At 60.7% G+C, this 24,112-nt stretch carries 19 protein-coding genes; 10 read left to right on the top strand and 9 right to left on the bottom strand.

The window, feature by feature from the left end:
* Window positions 1–12 precede the first annotated feature (12 nt).
* Complete coding sequence (locus tag GRAN_RS03145; protein WP_128911540.1) at window positions 13–942, top strand: hypothetical protein; 930 nt, start codon at window positions 13–15, stop codon at window positions 940–942.
* Window positions 943–1,055: 113 nt separating this feature from the next.
* On the opposite strand, the gene GRAN_RS03150 is transcribed toward GRAN_RS03145, so the two are convergent.
* The 4 genes from GRAN_RS03150 to mutL all read right to left on the bottom strand — a co-directional run bounded on the left by GRAN_RS03150 (window position 1,056) and on the right by mutL (window position 6,452).
* On the bottom strand, window positions 1,056–1,256 hold the full coding sequence (locus GRAN_RS03150; RefSeq protein WP_013581125.1) for a cold-shock protein: 201 nt from the start codon (window positions 1,254–1,256) through the stop codon (window positions 1,056–1,058).
* A 141-nt stretch (window positions 1,257–1,397) separates the two neighbouring features.
* Window positions 1,398–2,135, bottom strand: a complete 738-nt coding sequence (cmk, locus tag GRAN_RS03155) for a (d)CMP kinase (protein ID WP_128911541.1) — start codon at window positions 2,133–2,135, stop codon at window positions 1,398–1,400.
* A complete protein-coding gene (locus GRAN_RS03160) occupies window positions 2,135–4,300 on the bottom strand; it encodes a hypothetical protein (RefSeq protein ID WP_128911542.1) in 2,166 nt (721 codons plus the stop codon). Before GRAN_RS03160 ends, cmk begins: the two co-directional genes overlap by 1 nt.
* A 142-nt stretch (window positions 4,301–4,442) precedes the next feature.
* Complete coding sequence (mutL, locus tag GRAN_RS03165; RefSeq protein ID WP_128911543.1) at window positions 4,443–6,452, bottom strand: DNA mismatch repair endonuclease MutL; 2,010 nt, start codon at window positions 6,450–6,452, stop codon at window positions 4,443–4,445.
* Window positions 6,453–6,538: 86 nt separating this feature from the next.
* Between mutL and GRAN_RS25370 the strand changes: the two genes are divergently transcribed.
* Both GRAN_RS25370 and GRAN_RS03170 read left to right on the top strand, forming a co-directional pair.
* Window positions 6,539–6,694 carry a hypothetical protein gene (locus GRAN_RS25370; protein ID WP_161570817.1) on the top strand — a complete coding sequence of 52 codons (156 nt, stop codon included), beginning with the start codon at window positions 6,539–6,541 and terminating at the stop codon, window positions 6,692–6,694.
* Between the two features lie 192 nt (window positions 6,695–6,886).
* Complete coding sequence (locus tag GRAN_RS03170; RefSeq protein ID WP_128911544.1) at window positions 6,887–7,096, top strand: hypothetical protein; 210 nt, start codon at window positions 6,887–6,889, stop codon at window positions 7,094–7,096.
* Between the two features lie 68 nt (window positions 7,097–7,164).
* Here GRAN_RS03170 and GRAN_RS03175 read toward each other — a convergent pair whose 3' ends face one another.
* On the bottom strand, window positions 7,165–8,022 hold the full coding sequence (locus tag GRAN_RS03175; RefSeq protein ID WP_150133248.1) for a hypothetical protein: 858 nt from the start codon (window positions 8,020–8,022) through the stop codon (window positions 7,165–7,167).
* Between the two features lie 206 nt (window positions 8,023–8,228).
* Here GRAN_RS03175 and GRAN_RS03180 point away from each other — a divergent pair, with 206 nt between their 5' ends.
* The 4 genes from GRAN_RS03180 (at window position 8,229) to pyk (ending at window position 11,824) form a co-directional block, all read left to right on the top strand.
* Entirely contained in the window at window positions 8,229–8,615 is a 387-nt protein-coding gene (locus tag GRAN_RS03180) for a DUF6979 family protein (RefSeq protein ID WP_128911546.1), read from the top strand.
* A 25-nt stretch (window positions 8,616–8,640) separates the two neighbouring features.
* Window positions 8,641–9,246 carry a thioredoxin family protein gene (locus GRAN_RS03185; RefSeq protein WP_128911547.1) on the top strand — a complete coding sequence of 202 codons (606 nt, stop codon included), beginning with the start codon at window positions 8,641–8,643 and terminating at the stop codon, window positions 9,244–9,246.
* 83 nt (window positions 9,247–9,329) lie between these two features.
* Entirely contained in the window at window positions 9,330–10,205 is an 876-nt protein-coding gene (locus GRAN_RS03190; protein WP_241654314.1) for a YihY/virulence factor BrkB family protein, read from the top strand.
* An 83-nt stretch (window positions 10,206–10,288) separates the two neighbouring features.
* The gene (pyk, locus tag GRAN_RS03195; RefSeq protein WP_128911549.1) at window positions 10,289–11,824 is read left to right on the top strand and encodes a pyruvate kinase; all 1,536 of its coding nucleotides are present in this window, start codon (window positions 10,289–10,291) and stop codon (window positions 11,822–11,824) included.
* Window positions 11,825–12,205: 381 nt separating this feature from the next.
* Here the strand turns inward: pyk and GRAN_RS03200 are convergent, their stop codons facing one another.
* Both GRAN_RS03200 and GRAN_RS03205 read right to left on the bottom strand, forming a co-directional pair.
* Window positions 12,206–12,592 (bottom strand): type II toxin-antitoxin system VapC family toxin, encoded by a 387-nt coding sequence (locus tag GRAN_RS03200; protein ID WP_128911550.1) that lies wholly within the window; start codon window positions 12,590–12,592, stop codon window positions 12,206–12,208.
* Window positions 12,589–12,867, bottom strand: a complete 279-nt coding sequence (locus tag GRAN_RS03205; RefSeq protein ID WP_128911551.1) for a hypothetical protein — start codon at window positions 12,865–12,867, stop codon at window positions 12,589–12,591. The genes GRAN_RS03200 and GRAN_RS03205 overlap by 4 nt, the downstream gene beginning before the upstream one ends.
* A 94-nt stretch (window positions 12,868–12,961) precedes the next feature.
* Here GRAN_RS03205 and GRAN_RS03210 point away from each other — a divergent pair, with 94 nt between their 5' ends.
* The 3 genes from GRAN_RS03210 (at window position 12,962) to GRAN_RS03220 (ending at window position 14,759) form a co-directional block, all read left to right on the top strand.
* Window positions 12,962–13,333 (top strand): type II toxin-antitoxin system RelE/ParE family toxin, encoded by a 372-nt coding sequence (locus GRAN_RS03210; protein WP_241654316.1) that lies wholly within the window; start codon window positions 12,962–12,964, stop codon window positions 13,331–13,333.
* On the top strand, window positions 13,330–13,647 hold the full coding sequence (locus GRAN_RS03215; RefSeq protein ID WP_128911553.1) for a helix-turn-helix domain-containing protein: 318 nt from the start codon (window positions 13,330–13,332) through the stop codon (window positions 13,645–13,647). Before GRAN_RS03210 ends, GRAN_RS03215 begins: the two co-directional genes overlap by 4 nt.
* Before the next feature lie 86 nt (window positions 13,648–13,733).
* Window positions 13,734–14,759, top strand: a complete 1,026-nt coding sequence (locus GRAN_RS03220; RefSeq protein WP_128911554.1) for a hypothetical protein — start codon at window positions 13,734–13,736, stop codon at window positions 14,757–14,759.
* A gap of 101 nt (window positions 14,760–14,860) precedes the next feature.
* Here the strand turns inward: GRAN_RS03220 and rpoC are convergent, their stop codons facing one another.
* Window positions 14,861–19,051 carry a DNA-directed RNA polymerase subunit beta' gene (gene rpoC, locus GRAN_RS03225; protein WP_128911555.1) on the bottom strand — a complete coding sequence of 1,397 codons (4,191 nt, stop codon included), beginning with the start codon at window positions 19,049–19,051 and terminating at the stop codon, window positions 14,861–14,863.
* Between the two features lie 194 nt (window positions 19,052–19,245).
* Window positions 19,246–23,718: a DNA-directed RNA polymerase subunit beta gene (gene rpoB / locus GRAN_RS03230; protein WP_128911556.1), complete on the bottom strand. Its 4,473-nt coding sequence runs from the start codon at window positions 23,716–23,718 to the stop codon at window positions 19,246–19,248.
* Between the last annotated feature and the right edge of the window lie 394 nt (window positions 23,719–24,112).

Raw genomic sequence — 24,112 nt, forward strand, 5'->3', positions numbered from 1 at the left:
CGCAGTTACCAGATGTTGGTATGGACGATCTGCCTCTTCCCATGCCTAAAGGTCGCAGCCCAGGTGCCCACCGGCGATGACAATGGCCGCCCCTTGCCTGACGTCTCCACGCTCATGCATGAGGTGGAAGCCCATCAGAAAGCCGCCGAAGCCATCATCAAGGACTACACCTACACCTCGTCCGTGACGCAAGTCGAACTCGACGGCCACGGAAATCTCAAGAAGTCCGAGTCGGAGGAGGCGGATGTCTTCTACGTCGACGGTATCCGGGTCGAGAGGACCACGAAGAAGAACGGGCAAGAGCTGACGCTGGACGAGCAGAAGAAGGAGAAGGAACGCGTCGACAAGCACATTGCCAAGGCGCGCGAACGTCGCGAGAAAAAGGAGGCCGGGCATGAGGATGATACGGTCACGTTCTCGCGCTTCCTCGAACTCGGCGCCTTCTCAAACGAACGTCGCGTTATGCTGCGCGGGCGAAGCACCATCGCGCTCGACTACACCGGCGACCCAAAAGCCAAGACACATAACCCACTCGAAGGCGCGATCCACGAGCTTGCAGGGACGGTGTGGGTCGACGAACAGGATCATGCGCTTAGCCGTGTGGAAGGCCATTTCGCAAACAACTTCAAGATTGGTGGGGGACTTCTGGTGAACGTCGCGAAAGGTACCTCGTTTGAGGCGGATTCAAACCTCGTCAACGGTGAGGTGTGGCTGCCATCGCGGTTCTCGGGACAGGGCTCAGCACGCATGCTGCTTCTGTTCAATATGAATGGCCGCGCATTTGGGTCAAACTCGAACTATCGGAAGTTCAAAGCAAGCTCGACCATCCTGCCTGGCGTCCAGGAGGTAGACAGCGAGACGCCGTCTCCTGAATCGGCACCTACCCAGCAGGTGACCGATCACGGCACAACCGCACCTACACAGCCCACACAACCGAAGTAGCAGAAGGGGGAGGAACCGTTCCGAACGGGGAGAAGTTCGGAACGGCGAAGAGGGATAGCCTGAGCCATCCCTCCCGCAAATCTTTTGTTGTATCTGTAACCTGACGCTAAAGCCTACAGAGGCTGAACGTCAGAAGCTTGCCAGCCCTTGGGTCCCTTGACCACGTTGAACTGCACAGCCTGGCCTTCCTGGAGGCTCTTGAAACCGTTCGAATTGATAGCCGAATAGTGCACGAACACATCTTCGCCATTCTGACGGCTGATAAAGCCAAACCCCTTGGCATCGTTAAACCACTTCACTGTTCCCTGTTCCATTGTTCGGTATTTCCTTAGTGATGAATTTGCCGCTAGATCCAAATCGGGGGTTCGGCTGGTGAAACCTTGCTGAAACCAATCTGTTTCAAACGATGTCTGAAGGTTAGCATGAGACGCAAGTTTTGTGTGGAAAATTGGTGATTATTTTTTGGTTGTACCTGCGCCTGTACTTTGAAACGTTCCGTCCTGCACGGAAAAATGCGCCCTGACAATATCCTCCGCACGCGCCAGCACCTGCTCCAGCGTCATCGAAGTCGAGTCGAGAATGACCGCATCCTCGGCCGGGCGCAAGGGCGATTCGGCCCGGTTCCGGTCGCGGTAGTCGCGCTCTTTCAACTCTTTGAGGATTGCCTCCTCGGTGACCTGAGGGACGGGTTCCGCCTGGCGATAGCGCCTGTTGCCGCGTACCTCGGGAGCCGCATCGAGGAAGATCTTCACCTCGGCGTCCGGGAAGACAGCCGTTCCGATGTCGCGGCCTTCCATCACCACGCCACCTTTTTCTCCAAGAGCGCGCTGCTGGTCGACCATCCACGCACGCAGATGGGGATGAACGGACACCTTCGAGGCAGCCTGAGTAACGTCCGTGTCGCGAATGCGCCGTGACACATCGATGCCGTCTACAAGAACCCGATTTCCTTCACGCTGCGGTTCGAGCGCGATCTTTGTATAGTGCGCAAGCTCTAGTAGCGGAGCCTCTTCGTCGAAGTCGAGATCCTGCTCGATCGCCTTGAGCGCGAGCGCGCGGTACATAGCGCCCGTCTCAAGGTTGAGGAAGCCGAACCGCCGCGCGAGATGAGCCGCCAGCGTGCTCTTACCCGCCCCGGCCGGCCCATCGATCGCTACCACTGGCTGCAAACGCCTGCTCGCTCCCTCCGCCATTAAGCTGACTCGCCTTCTTCAGGCTTGCGCTTGCGGTACTCGGGACGCGGGCCGCCGAAGGTCTTTCCGCCTCCGCCCGTCTTTGGCCCGAACTTCTTCCCTCCCGGGCCTGGCTTGCGGAATGGCTTCGCGCCGTCGGCGAACTTCGCGAACGTGCCGGTCGGCCTGGAGCCTGGGCCAGACGGTCTGCCGGTGCCGAAAGGCTTCTTGCCGGCAAACCCGCCCGGCTTGCTGAATCCACCCTGCGGGCGATCGCCTGACGACGGCCTGGAAGGCCTGTCGCCGAACGCCGGACGCGAAGGCCGGTCACCGTAAGCAGGACGCGACGGCCCATCCGGGTTGAATGGACGTGCGCTCTTCGGCTTGTCGAAGCGCGGCGCATCGAATTTGCGGAAGACCTTGCGCGGAGCGTCCGGTCCCGAGGCCGACTGGTCGCGATCACGCGAGAAGCCAGGCTTTCCGCCTGGGGTAAACGGCTTGCGGGCAGCGTAGCCACCGCCTTCCGTGCGTGGAGTGAATGGCTTCCGTCCAGCGAAGCCTTCTCCGCCCGACGGACGGGGCGAGTACGAGCCGGGACGGCGTTCGCCCGCAGGCTTCGCACCGAAGGAGGGGCGCTCACCGCGATCGTTGTTGAAAGGCCTGCGCGGCGCATCGGACGGACCGGAGTCGCGCCCGCCAAAGCTGCGCTGCGGACGCCCTTCACCACGATCAGAGGACGGACGCGGTGTGAAACCACCCTCACGCTTGCGGCCAAAAGTGCCCGGCTTGCTGAAGGTCTTGCGCTCAGGACGTGCGCTCGCGTCGAAGCTGCCAGCGCCTTCCGCAGGCGGGCGTGGCGTGAACTCCCGGCGAGGCGGTCTGCCGGTATCGTCGCGGCGGAAGGTCGGGCGAGTGCCGCCTTCGTTGTTGCGCGAAAAGCCCGGCTTGCTTCCGAAGCTCGGACGCGCACCAAACGGCTTCGCTCCAAACGCAGGGCGCTTGTCCCGGTCGTAACGCGGGCGCTCGGACGATCCCCCTTCGGAATCGCTGGCGGCTGGACGTGGGGGACGATTTTCATCCCATGGCTTGGTAAAGCTTGGTTTGCTCGGACCGTCGAACGGCTTCTTGAATGGCCGCCGCTCGCGGTCTCCACCTGTCCCGGCTGCAGGACGGGGATTGAAGCTCTTCGTGAAGCCCGTGCCCACCTTGCGCGGCTTAGCGACGAACTTCTTGATGCGGTCGGTCCCCTCGAGCGTGACCTCCGCGTCGCTCTCGCCGGCAGCCTCGACCTCAACACCTTCCTCGGAAACGGCAGCCTCCGGTGCAGCAAACGCAGGCAGATCGCCTGCCACATGCACCACGGTACGTCCATCGACTGCGATCGTCTCCAGTTCGCGTGCGCCCATCAGCGCGTGGACGACATCGCGAATGCGCGAGCGCGAAGCCAGCGGCGAAAGGATCGTCTCGATCTCTTCTTCGGTCGCGACGACCGCCATGCCGAGGTAGAGAGAGATCAGCGCCGAAAGCGCCTTGGGCTGGCCTGCGTTGGCTCCTGCCTTGATCTGCTTGGTGAAGCGTGTACTCGTCAGCTCCCACATCGTGGGTCCGTCGTTCTGCGGCACCGGAATCACCCGGAGATGTGCCCAGAGCTCCGACAGAGCCCGGAGCACAGCACCCTCCGTCACCTCTTTGCCAAGCTCATCGACCAACTCCGCTGCCGACAGCGTTACGCGCCGGGCAAGTGCTTCGTATGCCGCCAGCGCAAGCGGCGAAACCTTCACCGGACCCTGCGTGGCGGGTGGAAGCTTCCATGCCTTATCGCCGCGAACGGTGAAAATGTAGGGAAAAACCGCAGCCGAGACGACAAAGTCGGGAATGTCGCCTGTCGTTCCAAGCAGGTTGAGAGGAACCGCGCTTCCCTCGCCGATCAGGCGAGCGAGCAGAGAACGCGCCTCTGTCATCTCAGCGATGGTGGGATCCGCCTTGGGTGCTCCAAGGACCGCCTCGACCAGCGAGGGAGCGGGAGACGGAAGCTGCGCGGCGCGCGGTGTGTAGAGAACGAGGCCGGTCTTGTTCAACCAGGCGCGAAGCGATTCGAGCGTCAGAAGGGCGTCTCCGCCCTGGTGCCACAAGGTGGTGCGGTTCGCGGCAAGTTGTTCTGCCGACGGAAGATTGGGAGTGCTCACGTGTGTTGCCTTCCTGCTGTGCGAGAAGAAGCGCTGCAGCATTCCTTCGCGTTGGCTAAGGAGTAAATCTGTTCCTAAAAGGTATGTGACCCGTAACGAATGATCCGGGGACCCGGCAGCGCCCGCGGAGGCTTCTGGAATTTCAGCTCCGCTGGAACGCGCGTTGGATGTCTTTATGAGAATACCGCAGTGCGATGGGCCTGCCGTGCGGACAGCTCGTCGGATGCTCGGTTTTTGCCAGTTCGGTCAGCAGCCAGTCGATTTTGGCGCTGTCGAGCGGCATGTTGATCTTCACCGCCGCGTGGCAGGCGATGCTCGCCGCGATCCGACGCCGCCGGGTGTCGGCGTTCTCGCTCTGCTGCTCCCGGTCAGGCACCGACAACACCTCTTCGAGCATCTGCTCCAGCTCCCGCCCCTCCAGGCCGACCGGAGCGGCTTTCACCGCCAGCGTCCTCGGCCCGAACGGCTCGACCTCGAAGCCGTTCCGCTCCAGCTCCGCCGCAATCTCGGCGAACGCCACCATCTGGGCTGGCAGCAGGTCGACAAGCATGGGCATCAGAAGCCTCTGCCGCTGGACCTGCTCCACCTCGCGCTCGCGCATCACACGCTCGAACAGAATGCGCTCATGCGCCACGTGCTGATCGACGATCCATAGGCCCTCCTCGTTGACCGCCAGGATGAACGAGTCGCGGATCTGTCCGAGCGACTTCAAGCTTCCTAACGACTCGAGCGTCCCCTCCGGCTCGACCATCGGCCTCGAGCCTTCGTTCCAGCGGTCGTTCCGTACGACGGGCGCTGGCGCCTCATACCCCGCCGCGGGCTTCAGTCCGAGCAGCGGATCTCCCGCCGAGACCGGCTCGTCGTACCCGACCGCGAGCGGGGCTCCCGCAAACTCCAGCCTTCCCGGAGATGCCGGAACGACCGGTGATTTGAGCCGGAAGAAATCGACATCACCGCGGCTTGGATCGCCCTCGGATTCCGGGCGATTTGGCCCAAGGAACGCCTCCGGCCCACCCGGCAAAGGGCTTACATCCAGCAGAAGGGATGGGCTCGCCGATCCCTCCACCGCAGCCATGAAGCTTGCCGCAGGCCGGGCCTGCACCAGCGTCGTCCGTACGGTGTCGCGGATGAAGTCGTGCACAAAGCTCGGCTGCCGAAACCTGACCTCGGTCTTCGCAGGATGGACGTTGACGTCCACCTCCTGCGGCGGCATCTCGAGAAACAGCAGCACAACCGGAAACGATGTCGGCGGGATGATGTTGCGATACGCCTCCGTCAGCGCGTGCAGGACAAGACGGTCGCGGATCAGCCTCTGGTTGACGAAAACATAGACCGAGTTCCGGTTCAGCTTCTGCAACTCCGGCTTCGATACGAACCCCGACACCCGAATATAGCCCGGGTCCGCCGCGACATAGTCCTCTTCGCGCTTCCATGGCGGAGGCTCCGGAAGCCCGGCCCTTGCGAAGTCGAGTTCCGCCGCTGTCGGGAGCATCAGTCCCGTGGTCTCACGACCGAAGATCTGGAACATCCGGTCCCCTGCATGGGGCACGCCCGCTGCCACGAGCAGAGCCTGCGTTGCTGAGTGCAGCTCGAAGTGCTTCTCGGGATGCGCCAGCGCGTAGTGCGTTACCAGGGCTGCGATGTGCGCAAGCTCGGTCTGCTCCGACTTCAGGAACTTGCGCCTCGCCGGGGTGTTGTAGAACAAATCCTTCACGGCGATCGTCGTACCCACCGGCAGCCCTGCATCTTCGACCCGCAGGATGCTCCCACCCGCGATCTCGATGACCGTCCCGGCATCATCCTCAGCCGCCCGCGTCTCCAGATGCACCCGCGCCACGGACGCGATACTCGGCAGCGCCTCTCCGCGAAACCCGAGCGTCGCAATCGAGAGCAGGTCGTCGGACGTCCTCAGCTTCGACGTCGCATGCCGCTCGAACGCCAAGAGCGCGTCGTCCCGCACCATGCCCGACCCGTTATCGACGATCCGGATCAGCTTCCGTCCACCCGCCTCGATCTCCACCCGAATCCGCGTCGCCCCGGCGTCGATCGAGTTCTCGAGCAGCTCCTTCACCACCGAAGCCGGCCGTTCGACCACCTCGCCTGCGGCAATCTGGTTGGCCACCTGGTCGGAAAGAATGCGGATGCGTCCCATGAGCCCATTCTACGGTTCGCGATGGGCCGCAAGAGGCATCGGCGACACGGGCCTCCAAGAACTGCCCGCGCGGCATCCAAATTTGCATGCCAACGCCGAGCACAGAGAAGTCCAGCCGCGTTCTCCTCTTCGTGATGCTGGCCATCATCGTCGCCTCCATCAACGCCTTCCTCGTTCTGCGTCCATCACCCTCTGGAGCGGGGGGCGCCTCGACAACCAACCCCGCGGCCGCGAAAAAGTGACCGCGACAACAATCTGAGCCTAAGTTGGTCCAGATGTCGGCCTAAGCCAGTCCTAGATATCTCCGGCTAAGTCGGTCGCAATTTACACAAAACAAGTTAGTTAGTAACTTCAACTCAGCGATGGCCCATGGGCAACGCGGATCTCATCTTTCGTCTCATACTTAGCAAGAAGCAACACAGGAGGGTTTCGATATGCAAACAGTAGCGACCGGACAGTGCGGACTCTGTAATCACTTCGGCGAGAACCATGCCAAGTCTGACGTACTCATCAGCATCGCCACCAGCAAGCAGGCCGAGACCACGCTCCTCGATGAGTGCGGCCATCCGAAGCATGCGCCACTTCATCTCAAGGTCACCCCGATCAGCGGCTGCGACGGTTTCGTTCCCGTGGCCGCAGCCTAGGCATTTTCAGCCCTCAAATCACGAAGCGGTGCGGATCAGATCCGCTCCGCTTTTGTTTGCTTTAGGCTTTAGTGGGCAGCAACAGGGTAGAGCACGCCGGAACCCGTTGATCCCATGCAGTCTCCAGAGTTGAAGCTATAGCTCAGCGTGATGGAGCTTCCATCAGACGGAATTATTCCGTTCGTGACGACGTTGCCGGAATTGATCGTCACCGCGCTGCCCGATACGGTTCCAGTCCCCTCTTCGTCGCCCACAACGCACTGGGCAGCATTGCCGATGAAAGCTATCTTCCCCGTCAGGTCGTACATCGAGCCATCCGGAGACGCATTCGAGGTTGTGACCGTCGCTGTTACAGGAACGGTCGGACTCTCCGGATCGCCCGTAGTGACATTTCCGGAGTGGCTACCGGCAGGAAGCGTAAACAACGCAACCGGGCTCACAGAAATCGCTAAGCCAGAAGCAGGCTGCGCGAAACCACATGTTCCGCCTGCAACCGAGTAAGAAGCCGATGTCAGCGACTTGCCGTCTTCCGCAAGCGTTCCGGAGACCGACAGTATGCCTCCTGGAAGGTTCGCGGAAGCAAAGCTCACCCTGCGCTGCGCATCCACCGTACCGGCGACGTCGATGACGGCAGACGACGGCACGCATGGTGTCATCCCCGCGAGGGCGACAGGACGCAGGTGACCTGAGACCTCTGCTCCATCAAATGTAAGAATGCCGGCGAACACCGGTGTCTTGGCAACAAGTCCAGTGGCCGTCGCCTGGAAGGCGCCGATCTGCCAGTTGCCCGTGGAACTCTGGTCCGCGATGGCGGCGACGGTGGGAGCGGGAGAGACCGAACTGCTGCATCCGGTGAGGAGCAAGAGTGAAGAAAGGGGAAGGAAAGCTACGCCGAAGCGAATGCGCTTCCGCATGGGATTCATCATGGGCCCAACCTCAAGTACATGTGTCGAATCGTCTGGTAGGTGGCGTTCCGGGCGGGAGTCTCATGGGACCCACTCAGTGCTCGCTCTTCTTGAACGCATCAGCGGGGAGTTATGCCTAAGTTATCTGCGACACGGAATCTTGTAAGTCCCACTTATGTGCCATCACACCAAGGCGGGCACGTGTACGCTAGAGCACTGGAGAGTTCATGGCAAATCGGTATGGCGAAGCGGCGTTGATGGCAGTTCGGATGGAGACGTATGGCAAGGCGATCACACCACTCGAACGGTGGGAGCACGCGGTAGGCAAGCTTTATCCGACGACACCGGCGGGACAGAAAAAGGGCGGACCGCGCGGCGCCTTCCTTGGACTGTGCGAGGCCGGCCTGGTCAAGGGCATTCCGGGGGGAAGCAGCAGTCCGAGTAACAAGAACAAGGTGCTCGCGGTGAAGGCGATTGACCTGTTGAAGGCGGGAACGCACACGACCGTCAGCCAGTTGTGGGCTGAGGTCAACGAAGATCCGGAAACACCGCACGGGAGCCAGATGGACGTCGTCATGGCGCTCTGGAAGAACGGGCTGATCGTCAACGGCTGACGGTAGCTCATATAGAATGAGCCGCATGGCACGTCCCACGAAACCGCCCGTTCCGCCCATCCGCAATCGCGGTCCCGTTCTTGTTGTTGCGATCCTTGGCGTCGCCATTATCGTGACGGGCGGCGTGTTCTTCTACCTCCACACGACGGAAAAGCCCGCTGCGGAGACGACAGAGTCCTCGCCGGTGGCGGCGGTTCAGCCTGAGGTGACGACACCACATGCGATTCCGAAGAATCACATCTACTCGGTGACCGCAGACCCGAAGGTGGAGATCGCGGCCGCGCTGACGCAGGCGAAGAAGGAGAACAAACGGGTCATCCTGGACTTCGGTGGAGACTGGTGCGGCGACTGCCAGGTGCTCGATCTCTACTTCCACCAGGCTCCCAACAGCGGCTTGCTGGCTCAGAACTTCGTGGTGGTGCATATCTACATCGGCGAAGATGGCCAGATGGACCAGCATCTCGATGTCGCGCAGAAGTACGAAGTGCCGATCTCGAAGGGAGTTCCGGCGCTCGCCGTACTCAATGCGGACGGCAAGCTGGTGTACGCGCAGCGCTCGGGTGAGTTCGAGGCCATGCGCCGGATGGACCCAGCATCGGTCAGTGAATTCCTCAATCGATGGAAGGCCTGAGAAAGCGCTATCTCGGAGCCGTGAAGGGGAGACGTTCCCGCACGGCAGGCAGGCCGCTACCGTGGTGGCGGATGAAGCACTTCATGCGCCTGCCGTCGGTCGCCCGGCATACGATCATGCGCGTGGTCGAGCATGACTGCCTCAACGTGGCGCAGTCTGCGGCCTACTCCGCTATCTTCGCGCTCTTCCCTGCGCTGATCGTGATGGCGGCGATCGCGCCGCTTCTTCCGCACGCCGCTCCTCTTCGCCTTCAGGTCGCGCACTTCTTCGAGCGCGTACTGCCTCCGGACGTAACGCCTGTCCTTGAAACGTACTTCACGCGCACCCCGGATCCGCAATCGACCAGTGCGCTTATCATCGCGGCCCTGGTCAGCCTTACCGGCGCATCGAGCGTGATCGTAACGCTGATGGAAGGCTTTCGCCGCGCCCATGACCTTCCAGTCGATTGCTGGGGCTTCTGGCAGAGGCGTTTCCGGGCGTTCGGCCTGGTTCCGCTGTCCCTGCTGCCGTTTACGGCGGCGAGCATCCTCCTTGTCTTCGGGCACGTCATCACGCACTGGTTCGCGATGCATCTTTCGCACACGGTCGAGCTGCTCGTACTGATCCTTGGCTTCGCGATCCGCTGGGTCGTCGCCCTGCTCGGCAGCACGGGGGTGATCGCGCTGATCTACCACATGGGGACGCCGATGCGTCAGGCGTGGCACAGGACGCTGCCTGGAGCCGTCGTCGCGACGGGAATGTGGTTCTTTACAACCCTCGTCTTCGGCTGGTACGTGACGCGCTTTGCCAACTACGGAAAGGTCTACGGCTCGCTCGGTGCCGGCATCGCGCTCCTGTTCTGGCTGTATATCATCTCGCTCAGCATTCTGTCCGGTGCGGAGTTCAACGCGCAGTTCTTTCACGAGAAAACATTACTTGTCACCGGGAGTGTCCCGGCACGAACGGTTCCGCACAATTAGAATTGCCTTCGGCGGGCAAACTTGGTGGTAAGACCATGCGGACGCATGTCCGGCATGGCTGGAAAGATTGGCAGCGAGCATACATGAGCACTTTTTCGACGGAAGAAAATCTGGCTGTTTTCAATCGCACACGTCGGGCCAAGATCGTTGCGACCCTTGGGCCATCGTGTAGCACCATCGGGGTCTTTCGCGATCTGGTCCGCGCGGGCCTCGACGTAGCGCGTCTGAACTTCTCGCACGGAAGCCATGCGCAGAAGTCGGAGTTGATCCGCATGGTGCGGACGGTGGCGAAGGAGGAGCGTAAGCCCATCTGCATCCTCGCCGACCTGCAGGGCCCAAAGATTCGCACCGGCAAGCTGAAGGATCACCAGCCGGTGCAACTCGTGGCAGGCAAGCGGCTGACGATCACGCCGCGCGAGATCGCGGGGACTGCCGAGATGGTCGGAACAACGTTCCTGACGCTCGCGGAGAACCTCGATCCCGGCGCGCGCATCCTGCTTTCGGACGGGTTGATCGAGCTTCGCGTCGACCGCTTGAGCGGGATGGACGTGGTCTGCGAGATCATCAACGGCGGAACGCTCGGCGAGAACAAGGGCATCAATCTTCCGGGAATCCCGGTCAAGGTTCCTTCGCTGACCGAGAAGGATGAGGAAGACCTCATCTTCGCGCTCGGCGAGAACGTGGACACGATTGCAGTCTCCTTTGTCCGCACAGCGCACGATGTACGGCACGTGAAGGCGCGCGTCGCGGCCTGCAACTCCGACGCGTGGGTGATCGCGAAGCTCGAAAAGCCTCAGGCGATCGAGCATCTCGACAGCATCCTCGAGGTCGCGGATGGCATCATGGTCGCGCGCGGCGATCTCGGCGTGGAAGTTCCGCCCGAGAAGGTTCCGGCGATCCAGAAGCACATCATCCGGCGCGCTGCCGAGTATCGCAAGCCTGTGATCACGGCGACGCAGATGCTCGAATCGATGATCGAGAATCCGCGCCCGACGCGCGCCGAGGTTTCGGACGTTGCGAACGCGATCTACGACGGAACGGATTCGGTTATGCTCTCGGGCGAGACCGCCGCAGGCAAGTATCCGGTTCATGCTGTCGCGATGATGGCGACGATCGTGGCCGAGACGGAAGAGCAGATCCGCATCGACCCTCCGTCGCGCAAGCCGCGCACTCACGCGGCCAAGCTTTCCGTGGCGGAGACGATCTGCGAGTGCATGGCGCATTCGGCTCAGGATCTCGATCTGGCTGCGATTGCGATCTTTACCGAAACGGGAAGCACAGCGCGCCTGCTTTCGAAGTACCGGCCTGAGCCTCCGATCTTTGCTCTCTCACCGTTCGAGAAGGTCATCAACCGCTCGATGATGCTCTGGGGAACCTATCCGATCCTGTGCGACCGCTTTCGCGATACCGACAAGCTCGTCAACATGGCCGAGTTGATCCTCGAAGATCTCGGCTTCGTGCAGAAGCGGCAGGTCGTCGGAATCGTTGCGGGAACGCGAACCCGTTCCGGCGCGACCAACTTCATGCGTCTGCACATGGTTGGGGATCGCGATACCGAAGAACAAAAACCGGAGAAGTCAGACAAACCGAAGAAGAGCAAAGGTAAGAAGAAGGCCTAGCTTTCCCATGTGATGGGGAGGGGCACCCCCCCTCCCCATTGCCCGCGCGTAAGTCTTGTCGTTGCAACAAGTTGCAAGCGCCATGCGTCCGCAAATTGCTCATTCACAAAGGGTTACCTCCAAATATTAGTAGACAAAGGACTTATTGGCCCTTGTTCACTCGGAATAGGGCCCGGCCGTCTGCGATCTTTTCGGTTAGTTTTCTTCTACTTCTATTGTAGAGGGCTGACCATAACTAAAAGGACACCGACTTTTCTCTTTGTTATGAGTGAGTTAGGCCATTTGGGGGCTTGACAAGAAATTTTGCGCGCTCCACTCGTGGCCGTCTATCTCGGTTTGACTCGCCTACCAGAGGAGTTGACACCGTAAGGACTTAAGGCTTCACCAGATGACTGAGACGTCAAAAAGGCTGAATTGTCCGTCGGCGGTGAGCACTGGGAGTTTCTCAGCCACCGCCTGAGCGATGAGCATTCGATCGAAGGGGTCGCTGTTGTGATGCGGAAGCGACGCAGCAGCGAGAATGAGGTCTTCATCGATGGGGAGGAAGGTCACGCCCAAGTCTTGAACTTTGCTCATCGCGTCATGAACGGAAGTCCCAGCGAGAAGTAGCTTGCTTCGGCCGATTTTGCTGAGCAGCTTCCACAGCGTTGCATGGCTGACGCAGAGTTCGTTTTCTTCGTCGGCGAGCAGGGTCTTCACTTGTTCGGTGAGATGAGCGCGCGAGTAGATTGCCCATAGGAGAACGTTCGAATCGAGCAGAAGCCTCACACTTTGCCTGAGGTCATCAGCGGTGCGTCGAACATCTCGCGCTCAAGATCGGCGTCCATGGCCTGCCACTCTTCCAGTGAGGGCACGCGCATCTCTCGTTCACCCGCGCCGAGGATCCGGCGACCGGAGCGCTTCAAAGGTTCCGGTGCAGGGTCGGAGACGACGAGCCTGAGAGTTGGCTTGTCCGGGTCAGCGATCTCGACCAGTTCCCCGTTTCGCGCGGCAGCGAGCAGTTCGGGAAAGTGGACTTCGGCGTACTGGGCGCTGACCTTCATGGATCAAGGTTAGAGAATGGAGCGCACAGGGTCAATGAAAAGCATCGGGCTTGACGATATATGCTCCTGAGCGGATTATCTTGACATATGGACGGTGGTCTTCAGCGCTAAGTTCGATGCTGAGTTTGAGGCGCTGCCTACGGAAGTGCAAGATGAGTTCTTCGCGCAGGCGAAGTGGATCGAAGAGTTTGGACCGAAGGCTGGACGGCCTCGCGTCGATACCCTCAAGGGTTCGCGGTACGCCAACATGAAGGAACTGATCTTCGCGGCGGACGATGGAGTCTGGCGCGTTGCTTTTGCCTTCGATCCAAAGCGCATGGCGATCGTGCTTGTGGCCGGAGACAAGTCTGGAGTGAGCCAAAGGAAGTTCTACCAGCGCCTCATCGACAAAGTGGATGAACGGTACGGGAGGCACCTTGAGCGGCTGCGACTGACTGATCAGGAGAAGAGAAAGGGGAGACCATGAAAACCTTGCAGGAGAAGTTGAACGTGCTTCCGAAGGAACGGCGCGAGAAGATCGAAAAGCGGGCCGCGCTGCTTATCGCCGAAGAGATGACGATGCGTGAGTTGCGCAAGGCGCGGAAGATTACTCAGGCCGAGATGGCGAAGACACTTGGGGTGAAGCAGGAGCAGGTGTCGCGGATTGAGAAGCGGACGGATTTGCACTTGTCTACTTTGCGGCGGTCGGTTGAGGCTATGGGTGGGCGGCTTTCACTTGTTGTGGAGTTTCCGAATGGTGCGCCGGTGGTGGTGTCGGGACTCACGAATTCGAAAATTTGAGCGTGAATCCCTTGGAGATTAAGTTCTCCGAGCTCATTTCGAGATATGAAAGGATTGGGCAACCGAGACTTGTTAGGAGTATTACCTTGCCTCATCCAATGTCGATCGCGGAATTTAGAGACCTCATAGAACACGTTGACGGGCTCGATGTTAGTAAGGTCACGAAACCCGAGTTGGGGACGTTGGGCTTACCGGTACTTGCTGAGGCGATTGTTCAAGTGCGGAAGGAAATCGGTGCGATTAGCTCTGTCGCTTCCGAATCCAGCCAACAGCGCCTTGAGGCTGCGACAAGTGCGTATCGACAATATCTAACCACCCTCTATGACATAGCTAGTTTGAGGGGCGAGGAGTTTGCCACACGACGCAGTGAGTTTGGCGGTCCTCTTGCTGCTCAATGGGACGCGATCCGTGAGGTTTGGCCATACTTTGCAGCGCTCGTAACGGACAAGAGCGGATTGGTCGAAGCGCCTAACTCAGCGATCGCGAAAATTGAGGCAGCAAGGGCGCAAAGCGAAGATTCCATCCGAACGATAGTTTCTAGCCTTACGGAACAAGCAACCAAACAGGCTTCTAAAATTGAAGAGAATGCCCGCAAGACTGCAACGGGTTTCTCCGTAAGGGCCGCCCAAGATCAGTTCGATCAAGCCAGCGTCTCCTTGGCCCGGAAAGCCACAGCTTGGGGGTTACTAGCCTTACTGGCGTTTGGATGTTTCGTAGAATTCGCTTTTCAAATCTATCGAAATCCTCCGTCAGTTTTCACCGATAAGTCTGTGGGTCATATTGCATCAATCCCGGAAGCAATCTATCTGACCGCAATCAGGATCACTCTGTTGACAGCAATCGGTGCTTTCGCGACATTCTGTGTCAAGATGCTCCGGGCACATCTTCACATGAGTGAATTCAACAATCACCGCAGGCGCGTCGCAAACAGCATGGCCGCATTCGTAGAAGCCACGCAGACTCCAGAGCAACGAGATCTAATTTTTGGAAAGCTGGTTGATGCAGTCGTAAACTTTGGCGACTCGGGGCTGCTTGAGAAGGACTCAGAATCACTTGGGGTTCCCTCGATTGCATTCGAAGCAATCACCAAAAACCTCACATCGAAGTCCTAGGGATGCAAGCTAGACAAATGGGCGGACTCTTTCGAGTCCGCCCATTCTTCGCTGCGGTAGTTAGTGGTTTTGCGCGAAGCGCTCTCCGCCATAACGCGAAGTTATTCGGCGGCGAGTTCTTCCTGTTCGCCTTCCATGCGCATCTGCTCGAGCTCGCGCTCTTCGGCTTCGATGGCTGCGGTGACTTCCTGCTGGACCTGGGCTGCCGCTTCTTCGAGCTCGGGGGAGAGCTGGACGTTGCGGTAGTACTCCATACCGGTTCCGGCGGGGATCAGGCGGCCGACGATGACGTTTTCCTTGAGGCCGCGGAGGGTATCGATCGATCCGTTGATCGAAGCCTCGGTGAGGACGCGGGTGGTCTCCTGGAAGCTGGCGGCCGAGATGAAGCTGTCGGTCGAGAGCGACGCCTTGGTGATGCCGAGGAGGAGAGCGCGGCCGATCGCCGGGCGTCCGCCCGACATGAGAACGCGCTGGTTCTCGGCGTTGAAGCGGAAGCGGTCCGTCTGCTGGTCGACGAGGAACGTGGTGTCACCCACCTCTTCGACCTTGACCCAGCGGAGCATCTGCCGAACGATCGTCTCGATGTGCTTATCCGAGATGGTCACACCCTGCAATCGATAGACTTCCTGAATCTCGTTGACCAGGTACATCTGGAGTGCGCGGTCGCCGAGAACTTCAAGAATGTCGTGCGGGTTGCGGGGTCCGTCGATGAGCGCATCACCGGCACGGAGGCGTTCGCCTTCCTGCACGTTGACGTACACACCGCGGGGCACCGAGTACTCTTCTTCCTGCCCGTTGTCCGCCGTGACGTAGACCTTGCGCTGACCCTTGGAGACTTCGCCGAAGCGGACGACGCCATCGATCTTCGAGATGATCGCCGGGTCGCGGGGCTTGCGGGCCTCGAACAACTCGACGACACGCGGCAGACCGCCGGTGATGTCCTTGGTGCGGGTGGTCTCGCGCGGGATCTTGGCGAGGACGTCGCCGGGGTAGAGCTCGTCTCCGTCGACAACCATCAAGTGAGCGCGGCTTGGCATCAGGTAACGCTTGTTGCCCTGGGCGCTCTTGATGATGATTGCGGGCTGGCGCTTTTCGTCGCTCGAATCGGCGACGACGAGGCGGGACAGACCGGTGACTTCGTCGACTTCCTCGTTGAGCGTGACGCCTTCCTGCAGGTCCTTGAACTGGACGGTGCCGGCGATCTCGGTGAGAACCGAGAACGTGTAGGGATCCCACTCGCCGAGAACTCCGCCCTGAACGACCTGGGCTCCGTCTTCGACCTTGAGCTTGGCGCCGTAGACGATCGCGTAACGCTCCTTCTCGCGGCCCTTGTCATCGATGATGGCGATGGAACCGTTGCGGTTCATCGCGACCAGGTCGCCCGACTTGGCGCGAACCGTGACGAGGTTGATGAAGCGAACGGAGCCGGCGTTCTTGGCCTCGAGGTGCGAGGCGTCGGAGACGCGCGATGCCGTTCCGCCGATGTGGAAGGTACGCATGGTGAGCTGGGTTCCGGGCTCGCCGATGGACTGCGCGGCGATGACTCCGACCGCTTCGCCCATCTCGACCATCTTGCCGGAGCCGAGGTTACGGCCGTAGCAGAGGATGCAGCATCCACGCTTGGACTCGCAGGTGAGCACCGAACGGATCTTCACCTTCTCGATACCGGCTGCCTGGACGGCAGAGGCGCGATCCTCGTCGATCTCCTGGTTGATATCGACGATCGTCTTGCCTTCGAAGTCCTTGAGCTTCTCGAGCGACACGCGGCCGATGATACGGTCGCGGAGGGGCTCGATGGTCTCGCCGGCTTCGATGATGGGCATGACGTAGATGCCTTCGACGGTGCCGCAGTCGTAGTCGGAGATGATGACGTCCTGGGCCACGTCGACGAGGCGGCGCGTGAGGTATCCGGAGTCGGCGGTCTTGAGCGCCGTATCCGCAAGCCCCTTACGGGCACCGTGAGTCGAGATGAAGTACTGGAGGACGGTGAGGCCTTCACGGAAGTTCGCCGTGATGGGGGTTTCGATGATTTCACCGGAGGGCTTCGCCATCAGTCCGCGCATACCGGAGAGCTGACGAATCTGCTGTTTCGAACCACGCGCACCGGAGTCGGCCATGATGTAGATCGGGTTCATGGCTCCTTCCTTGTCCGCCTTCTTCATGTTCGAGAACATCTCGTCGGCGACGCGCTCGGTGACGCTCGACCAGAGCTGGATGACCTTGTTGTTGCGCTCACCGTTGGTGATGGCACCGTCAAGGTACTGCTGCTGGACGTTGATGACCTGCTTCTCGGCGTCGGAGACGACGGTGTACTTCGAATCCGGAATGACCATGTCATCGAGGCCGACCGAGAGGCCGGACTTGGTGGCATAGCGGAAGCCGAGATCCTTGATGCGATCGAGCGCCTTCACCGTGGTCTCGAGACCGAGGTTCAGGTAGAGGTAGTTGATGAGTTGGCCGATGCCCTTCTTCTTGAGCAGGCCGTTGACGTACGGCATGCCCTCGGGGAGGGAGTCGTTCAGGATGGCGCGGCCGACGGTCGTCGAGATGAACTGCTTCGCGAACTCGACTGGCTCGGTGTGGGTGAGGTCCTGATCGTCGTACGCGGTGGTCATGTCAAGAACCTGACCGGTGTAGCGCAGACGAATCGGGGTCAGGGTCTCGACAGCCTTCGCTTCGAGAGCCATGAAGACCTCTTCGATGTTGGCGAAGACGCGTCCTTCACCCTTGGCTCCGACCTTGGCCTTCGTGAGGTAGTAGAGGCCGAGGACGAGATCCTGCGTCGGCACCGTGATCGGCTGACCGGACGCGGGCGAGAGGATATTGTGCGACGCGAGCATCAGGACCGAGGCTTCGATCTGCGCTTCGGGCGAGAGCGGAATGTGTACGGCCATCTGATCGCCATCGAAGTCGGCGTTGAAGGCGGTGCAGACGAGCGGATGGATCTTGATCGCCTTGCCTTCGACGAGCACCGGCTCAAACGCCTGGATGCCAAGGCGGTGGAGCGTCGGGGCGCGGTTCAGCAGGACAGGGTGATCCTTGATGACCTCTTCGAGGATGTCCCAGACGATGGGCTCCTGCATCTCGACCATTTCCTTCGCCTGCTTGATGGTCGTGCAGTGCCCGGTCTGCTCGAGGCGGTGATAGATAAAGGGCTTGAAGAGCTCGAGCGCCATCTTCTTGGGAAGACCGCACTGGTGCAGCTTCAGCTCGGGACCGACGACGATGACCGAACGGCCGGAGTAATCGACGCGCTTGCCGAGGAGGTTCTGACGGAAGCGGCCCTGCTTGCCCTTGAGGGTGTCGGAGAGCGACTTGAGCGGACGGTTGTTCGCGCCACGGAGAACGCGGCCACGGCGGCCGTTGTCGAACAGAGCGTCGACGGCTTCCTGCAGCATGCGCTTCTCGTTACGGACGATGACCTCAGGAGCGTGGAGGTCCATGAGCTTCTTGAGGCGGTTGTTACGGTTGATCACGCGACGGTAGAGGTCGTTGAGATCGGACGTGGCGAAGCGGCCGCCGTCGAGCGGAACAAGCGGACGAAGTTCCGGCGGGATGACCGGGATCACATCGAGGATCATCCACTGGGGCAGGTTGTCGGACTTGCGGAAGGCCTCGACGATCTTCAGGCGCTTCGAGTACTTGAGCTTCTTCTGGAGCGAGGTCTCGGTCTTCATGCGCTCGCGCAGTTCGACCGAAAGCTCCTGGATCTCGACGCGCTTGAGCAGTTCCTTGATCGCTTCCGCGCCCATCATGGCCTTGAAGCCGGAGGGGCGGTACTGCTGGTCGAGCTCACGGAACTTGGTCTCGTCCTTGATGACCTCGCGCTCCTTGACGGGCGCGTCGCCTGGATCGACGACGACGTACGACTCGAAGTAGAGGACGGCTTCAAGCTCACGCAGCGAGATGTCGAGCAGGTGACCGATACGCGACGGGAGGCCCTTGAAGAACCAGACGTGCGAGCAGGGGCTGGCGAGCTCGATGTGTCCGAGGCGCTCGCGGCGGACCTTCGAGAGGGTGACTTCGACGCCGCACTTGTCGCAGATGACGCCGCGGTGCTTCATGCGCTTGTACTTGCCGCAGAGGCACTCCCAGTCAGTGATGGGTCCGAAGATGCGGGCGCAGAAGAGGCCATCGCGTTCGGGCTTGAAGGTACGGTAGTTGATGGTTTCAGGCTTGGTCACTTCGCCATGCGACCAGCTGCGAATCTTCTCGGGGCTGGCGAGCTGAATCTTGATGGCGTCGAAGTCGGCGATAGGGCCGGTCAGTTCAAAGGGGCTGGAGCGAAACATAGATCGGTCTCCGTGGTGCAGCGGGTTGGCTGCGGGTCGATGATGCGGTTGCTTTACTTCTGCCGGGCGTAGGTTGTTAGGCCCACGCCTGCTTCTATTCTGTGCCGCCGCCCGTGGCGTCTCTCGTTGAACGTTGAGCGTGAGCCTCATTCAGGAGATACGCGCCACGGGGGCTGCGGGGATTGCGTTGCGGCTTAGTCGGCCGCGGCGATGCTGGGCAGAGCGACCTTCTTCTGGTCGGCCTGCTTGATGAGCTCGACATCAAGGCAGAGGGACTGCAGTTCGCGGATGAGCACGTTGAACGACTCCGGCACGCCGGGTTCGATCGCCGCCTCGCCCTTGACGATGGCCTCGTAGATCTTGGTGCGGCCGAAGACGTCATCGGACTTCGCGGTGAGCAGCTCCTGGAGGATGTAAGCCGCGCCGTAAGCTTCGAGCGCCCAGACTTCCATCTCACCGAAGCGCTGTCCGCCGAACTGGGCCTTACCACCAAGCGGCTGCTGGGTGATGAGGGAGTACGGTCCGATCGAGCGGGCGTGGATCTTGTCGTCGACAAGGTGCGACAGCTTGAGCATGTAGATGTAGCCGACCGTGGCGGGCTGCTCGAACTCTTCGCCGAGCATACCGTCGTGGAGCGGCGTCTTGCCCGAGCTGGGAAGACCAGCCGACTTCAGAAGCGCCTTGATCTCCGTCTCGCGTGCGCCGTCGAAGACTGCCGTGCCGAACCAGATACCGCGCTTCATGCCCGCGGCGACGCGCATCGTCTGCTCGTCGTCGAGGTCGAGAAGCTGGTTCAGAGCGGCGGTTCCAGCGAAGCGCGCCTTGAAGAGCTCGCGGACTTCGTTGGCCGACTCCATCTCGGCAGCGGCTGCCGCAACCTGTGCGCCGAGCTCATGGGCAGCCCAGCCAAGGTGCGTCTCGAGGATCTGTCCGACGTTCATACGCGAAGGCACGCCGAGCGGGTTCAGGACGATCTCGACAGGCGTTCCATCCGGGAGGTACGGCATATCCTCCTCGGGCAGAATGCGGGCGATGACACCCTTGTTGCCGTGACGGCCGGCCATCTTGTCGCCGACCGACAGCTTGCGCTTCATCGCGATGTAGACCTTCACCATCTTGATGACGCCTGGGCTGAGCTCGTCGCCCTTCTGCATCTTGCCGATCTTCTCGTTCGTGATCTTGCGGAGCACGTCGATCTGGCGCGAGGTCATCTCCTCGATCTCATCGATCTGCTCGTTGACGCGGGGATCCTTGTCAGCGTAGCGAATGCGCTTGAGGTTACGGGTGCTGATGAGCTCGATCATGTCGCGATCGAGAACCTCGCCCTTCGAGAGGAGACGCTTGTTGGTGCGCTCATCGTGAAGGTCGGCGAGAACCTCGCGGTTGCCGAGAATGGCTTCGAGACGCTTGAGGCGCTCGTCGGTGAGAATGCGGATCTCATCGGCAAGGTTGCGCTCGAGCTTCTCGACCATCTCCTGCTCGATCTGCTTGGCGCGCTCGTCCTTCTCCTGGCCCTTGCGGGAGAAGATGCGGACGTCGACGACGGTGCCTTCGATGCCCGGAGGGCACGTCAGCGACGCGTCGCGCACATCGCCGGCCTTTTCGCCGAAGATGGCCCGGAGAAGCTTCTCTTCCGGCGTGAGCTGCGTTTCACCCTTCGGCGTGACCTTGCCGACGAGGATGTCGTTGTGACCGATCTTCGCGCCGATGCGGATGATTCCGGACTCATCGAGATCACGCAGAGCGTGCTCAGAGACGTTCGGGATATCGCGCGTGATCTCTTCCGGTCCAAGCTTCGTGTCGCGGGCTTCGATCTCGAACTCCTCGATGTGGATCGAGGTGTAGTAGTCCTCGCGGACCAGCTTCTCCGAGATGAGGATCGCGTCCTCGAAGTTGTAACCGCGCCACGGCATGAAGGCGACGAGCACGTTACGGCCGAGGCCGAGTTCGCCCTGCTCGGTGCATGGTCCGTCCGCGATCACCGCACCCTTGAGAACACGGTCACCCTTGCGGACGATCGGCTTCTGGTTGATGCAGGTGTTCTGGTTGGAGCGCTTGAACTTGGTGAGCTGGTAGATGTCCGAACCAACCTCACGCGAGAGCTGCGTGGGGTGATGCTCGCCTTCGACGCGGATGATGATGCGCTCGGAGTCGACCGAATCGACGATACCGTTGCGCTTGGCCAGGATGACGGCGCCCGAGTCGCGGGCGGTGACGCCTTCCATACCGGTACCGACGAACGGCGCTTCCGCGACGAGCAACGGCACCGACTGGCGCTGCATGTTCGCACCCATGAGGGCGCGGTTCGCGTCATCGTGCTCAAGGAACGGCACGAGCGAAGCGGCGACCGAGACAAGCTGCTTGGGCGAGACGTCGACGTAGTCCACGTCAGCTTTGGAGACGAGGACGAAGTTGCCCTGGCGGCGGGCATCGACGATATCCTGCACGATCTTCAGGTCGGCATCGAGTTCGATGTTGGCCTGTGCGATCGTGTGGCGATCCTCTTCCCACGCCGAGAGATAGAAGCTGAAGGGCTCCAGATCCATCGTGCGCTTGCCTTCGGACTTCAGCTTCTCGTTCAGAACCTTCGACTCACCCACTTCGAGGTAGTCACCCTGGCGCAGACCGGACTCACCGGCGTTCGAGACGGCGACGTAGTCGAGGACTACACCGTCCTTCACGCGGCGGTACGGGCTCTCGATGAAGCCGTACTCGTTGATACGGGCAAAGCAGGAGAGCGACGAGATAAGACCGATGTTCGGACCTTCCGGGGTCTCGATCGGGCAGATACGTCCGTAGTGGGTCGGGTGAACGTCGCGGACTTCGAAGCCTGCGCGCTCACGGGAGAGACCACCAGGCCCAAGGGCGGAGAGGCGCCGCTTGTGCGTGATCTCCGAGAGAGGGTTGGTCTGATCCATGAACTGCGAGAGCTGCGACGAACCGAAGAACTCGCGGATCGCGGCCATGACGGGCTTGGCGTTGATGAGGTCGTGCGGCATCGCCGTCGACATCTCCTGGTAGACCGACATCTTCTCCTTGATCGCGCGCTCCATGCGAACGAGACCGATGCGGAACTGATTCTCCATCAGTTCGCCGACGGCGCGGACGCGGCGGTTGCCAAGGTGATCGATGTCATCGACCATGCCGATGTTCTTGCGCAGCTTGAGCAGGTAGCGGATCGTGCCGTAGAAGTCCTCGGGGGTCAACGTGCGCTTGTCGAGGCCCGCGGGATCCTGGTTCTCGTACAGCTTGATGTTGAACTTGAGACGGCCGACGCGCGAGAAGTCATACTTGCGCGGATCGAAGAACATGCCCTCGAAGAGCGCGGTCGCGGTGTCGAGCGTCGGTGGGTCGCCGGGACGCAGCTTGCGGTAGATCTCGATCAGCGCCTCTTCCGGCTTGCGCACGGAGTCGCGGCGAAGGGTGTTGGTGATGATGTTGCCCACATCGTCGCGCTCGGGGAAGAAGACCTCGAAGCTGGTGACGCCGGACTGGATGATCTTGTGCAGCTTGTCGGCGGTCAGTTCCTGGTTGGCCTCGTAGAGAAGCTCGCCGGTGGACATGTCGACGACATCGGATGCCGTCATCGCGCCGTCGAACTCGCTGGTCTCGACGTCAACCGAGGCGACAGCCTGCGCGCGCAGGGCCTTGAGCGTGCTGGCCGAGATCTTGCGGCCGGCAACGGCAACATCCGCTCCGTTGGCCGTGACGGCCTGGGCGGGACGGGTTCCGAGCAGGTTGGTCAGCGTGCCATCGGCGGCGACGTTCCAGCTCAGCTTGCCTTCCTTCACGTTGATCGTGTCGACCGTGTAGAAGGTCTTGAGGATCTCCTCATCGGTGCGCAGACCGAGGGCGCGGAGGAAGATGGTTCCGAGGAACTTGCGCTTGCGATCGATGCGGACGTAGAGGGTGTTCTTCTGGTCGTACTCGAACTCGACCCACGAACCGCGGTACGGAATGATCTTTCCGAGGAAGTAGCTGCGGTTGTTCGCCGTCTCGAAGAAGACGCCGGGCGAACGGTGGAGCTGCGAGACGATGACGCGTTCCGTGCCGTTGACGATGAAGGTGCCGTTCTGACTCATGAGCGGGATGTCGCCGAAGAAGACTTCCTGCTCCTTCATGTCGCGCAGGCTCTTGACGCCGGTCTCTGGGTCCTTGTCGTAGATCTTGAGGCGGATGGTGACCTTGAGCGGGGCCGAGTAGGTCATGCCGCGCTCTTCGCACTCTGCCTGGTCGTACTTCAACTGCAGGCCGACGGGATCGCCGCACTTGGTGCAGAAGTCAGGGGTGTTCTTGTTGTAGGTTCCGCAGAAGTTGCAGAGCACGTCGCCCGGGTGGAAGGGGTCGGTGATGACCATGTGGCCGCATGTGGTGCAGGCCGTGCGGAGGTGGTTGAGACCCTTGAGGTAGCCGCACTTGCACTCCCAGTTACCGATGGAGAAGTCGACGAACTCGAGTTCGGAGACGTTCCTAAAGTCGGTGATGGGAAATACCGATGTAAAGACGGACTGGAGGCCGTTGTCCTCGCGCTCCTGCGGAAGCTTGTCCATCTGCAGGAAACGCTCATAGCTGCGACGCTGAACCTCGATGAGGTTCGGAATCTGGATGGAGGTAGGGATTTTGGAAAAATCGAGACGGCTGCGGATCGCGCGCATTTCGCTGGGCATGCTTTCTCCTGAAACGGACTTCGAGGCCTCTTGACTCGATCCGCCGGCATCGTAGGGATGACGACCGGTGAACCGACTCGCAAGGGTGGAAGGCTGACGGGCAGCCCTCCGGGTTTACTTCTGACTGCGCCCTGAATCTCTTCGGGTGGCTTCGCCCTCGATGCGAAGTTCCCCGTGCGCATGACTGGTTTCGGCGAATCGTGCCGAACGTTCTAAACTCTGAAAACTCTCTGGCTAAACTTTTACTTTCGTACCGCGGGCTTTGCTGCTATAAACACTGCGTCTGCTCCTGCACTCAGCAACGAGCGGGCGCGAAGGCTCTTTCCAAACCAATTCGGATCTCCGGGTTATGGGTTATACGGAAAGACGACAATGCGCCCGAATGGGAACGTGC

The sequence above is a fragment of the Granulicella sibirica genome (assembly GCF_004115155.1).
GTDB classification, from domain to species: Bacteria; Acidobacteriota; Terriglobia; order Terriglobales; family Acidobacteriaceae; genus Edaphobacter; species Edaphobacter sibiricus.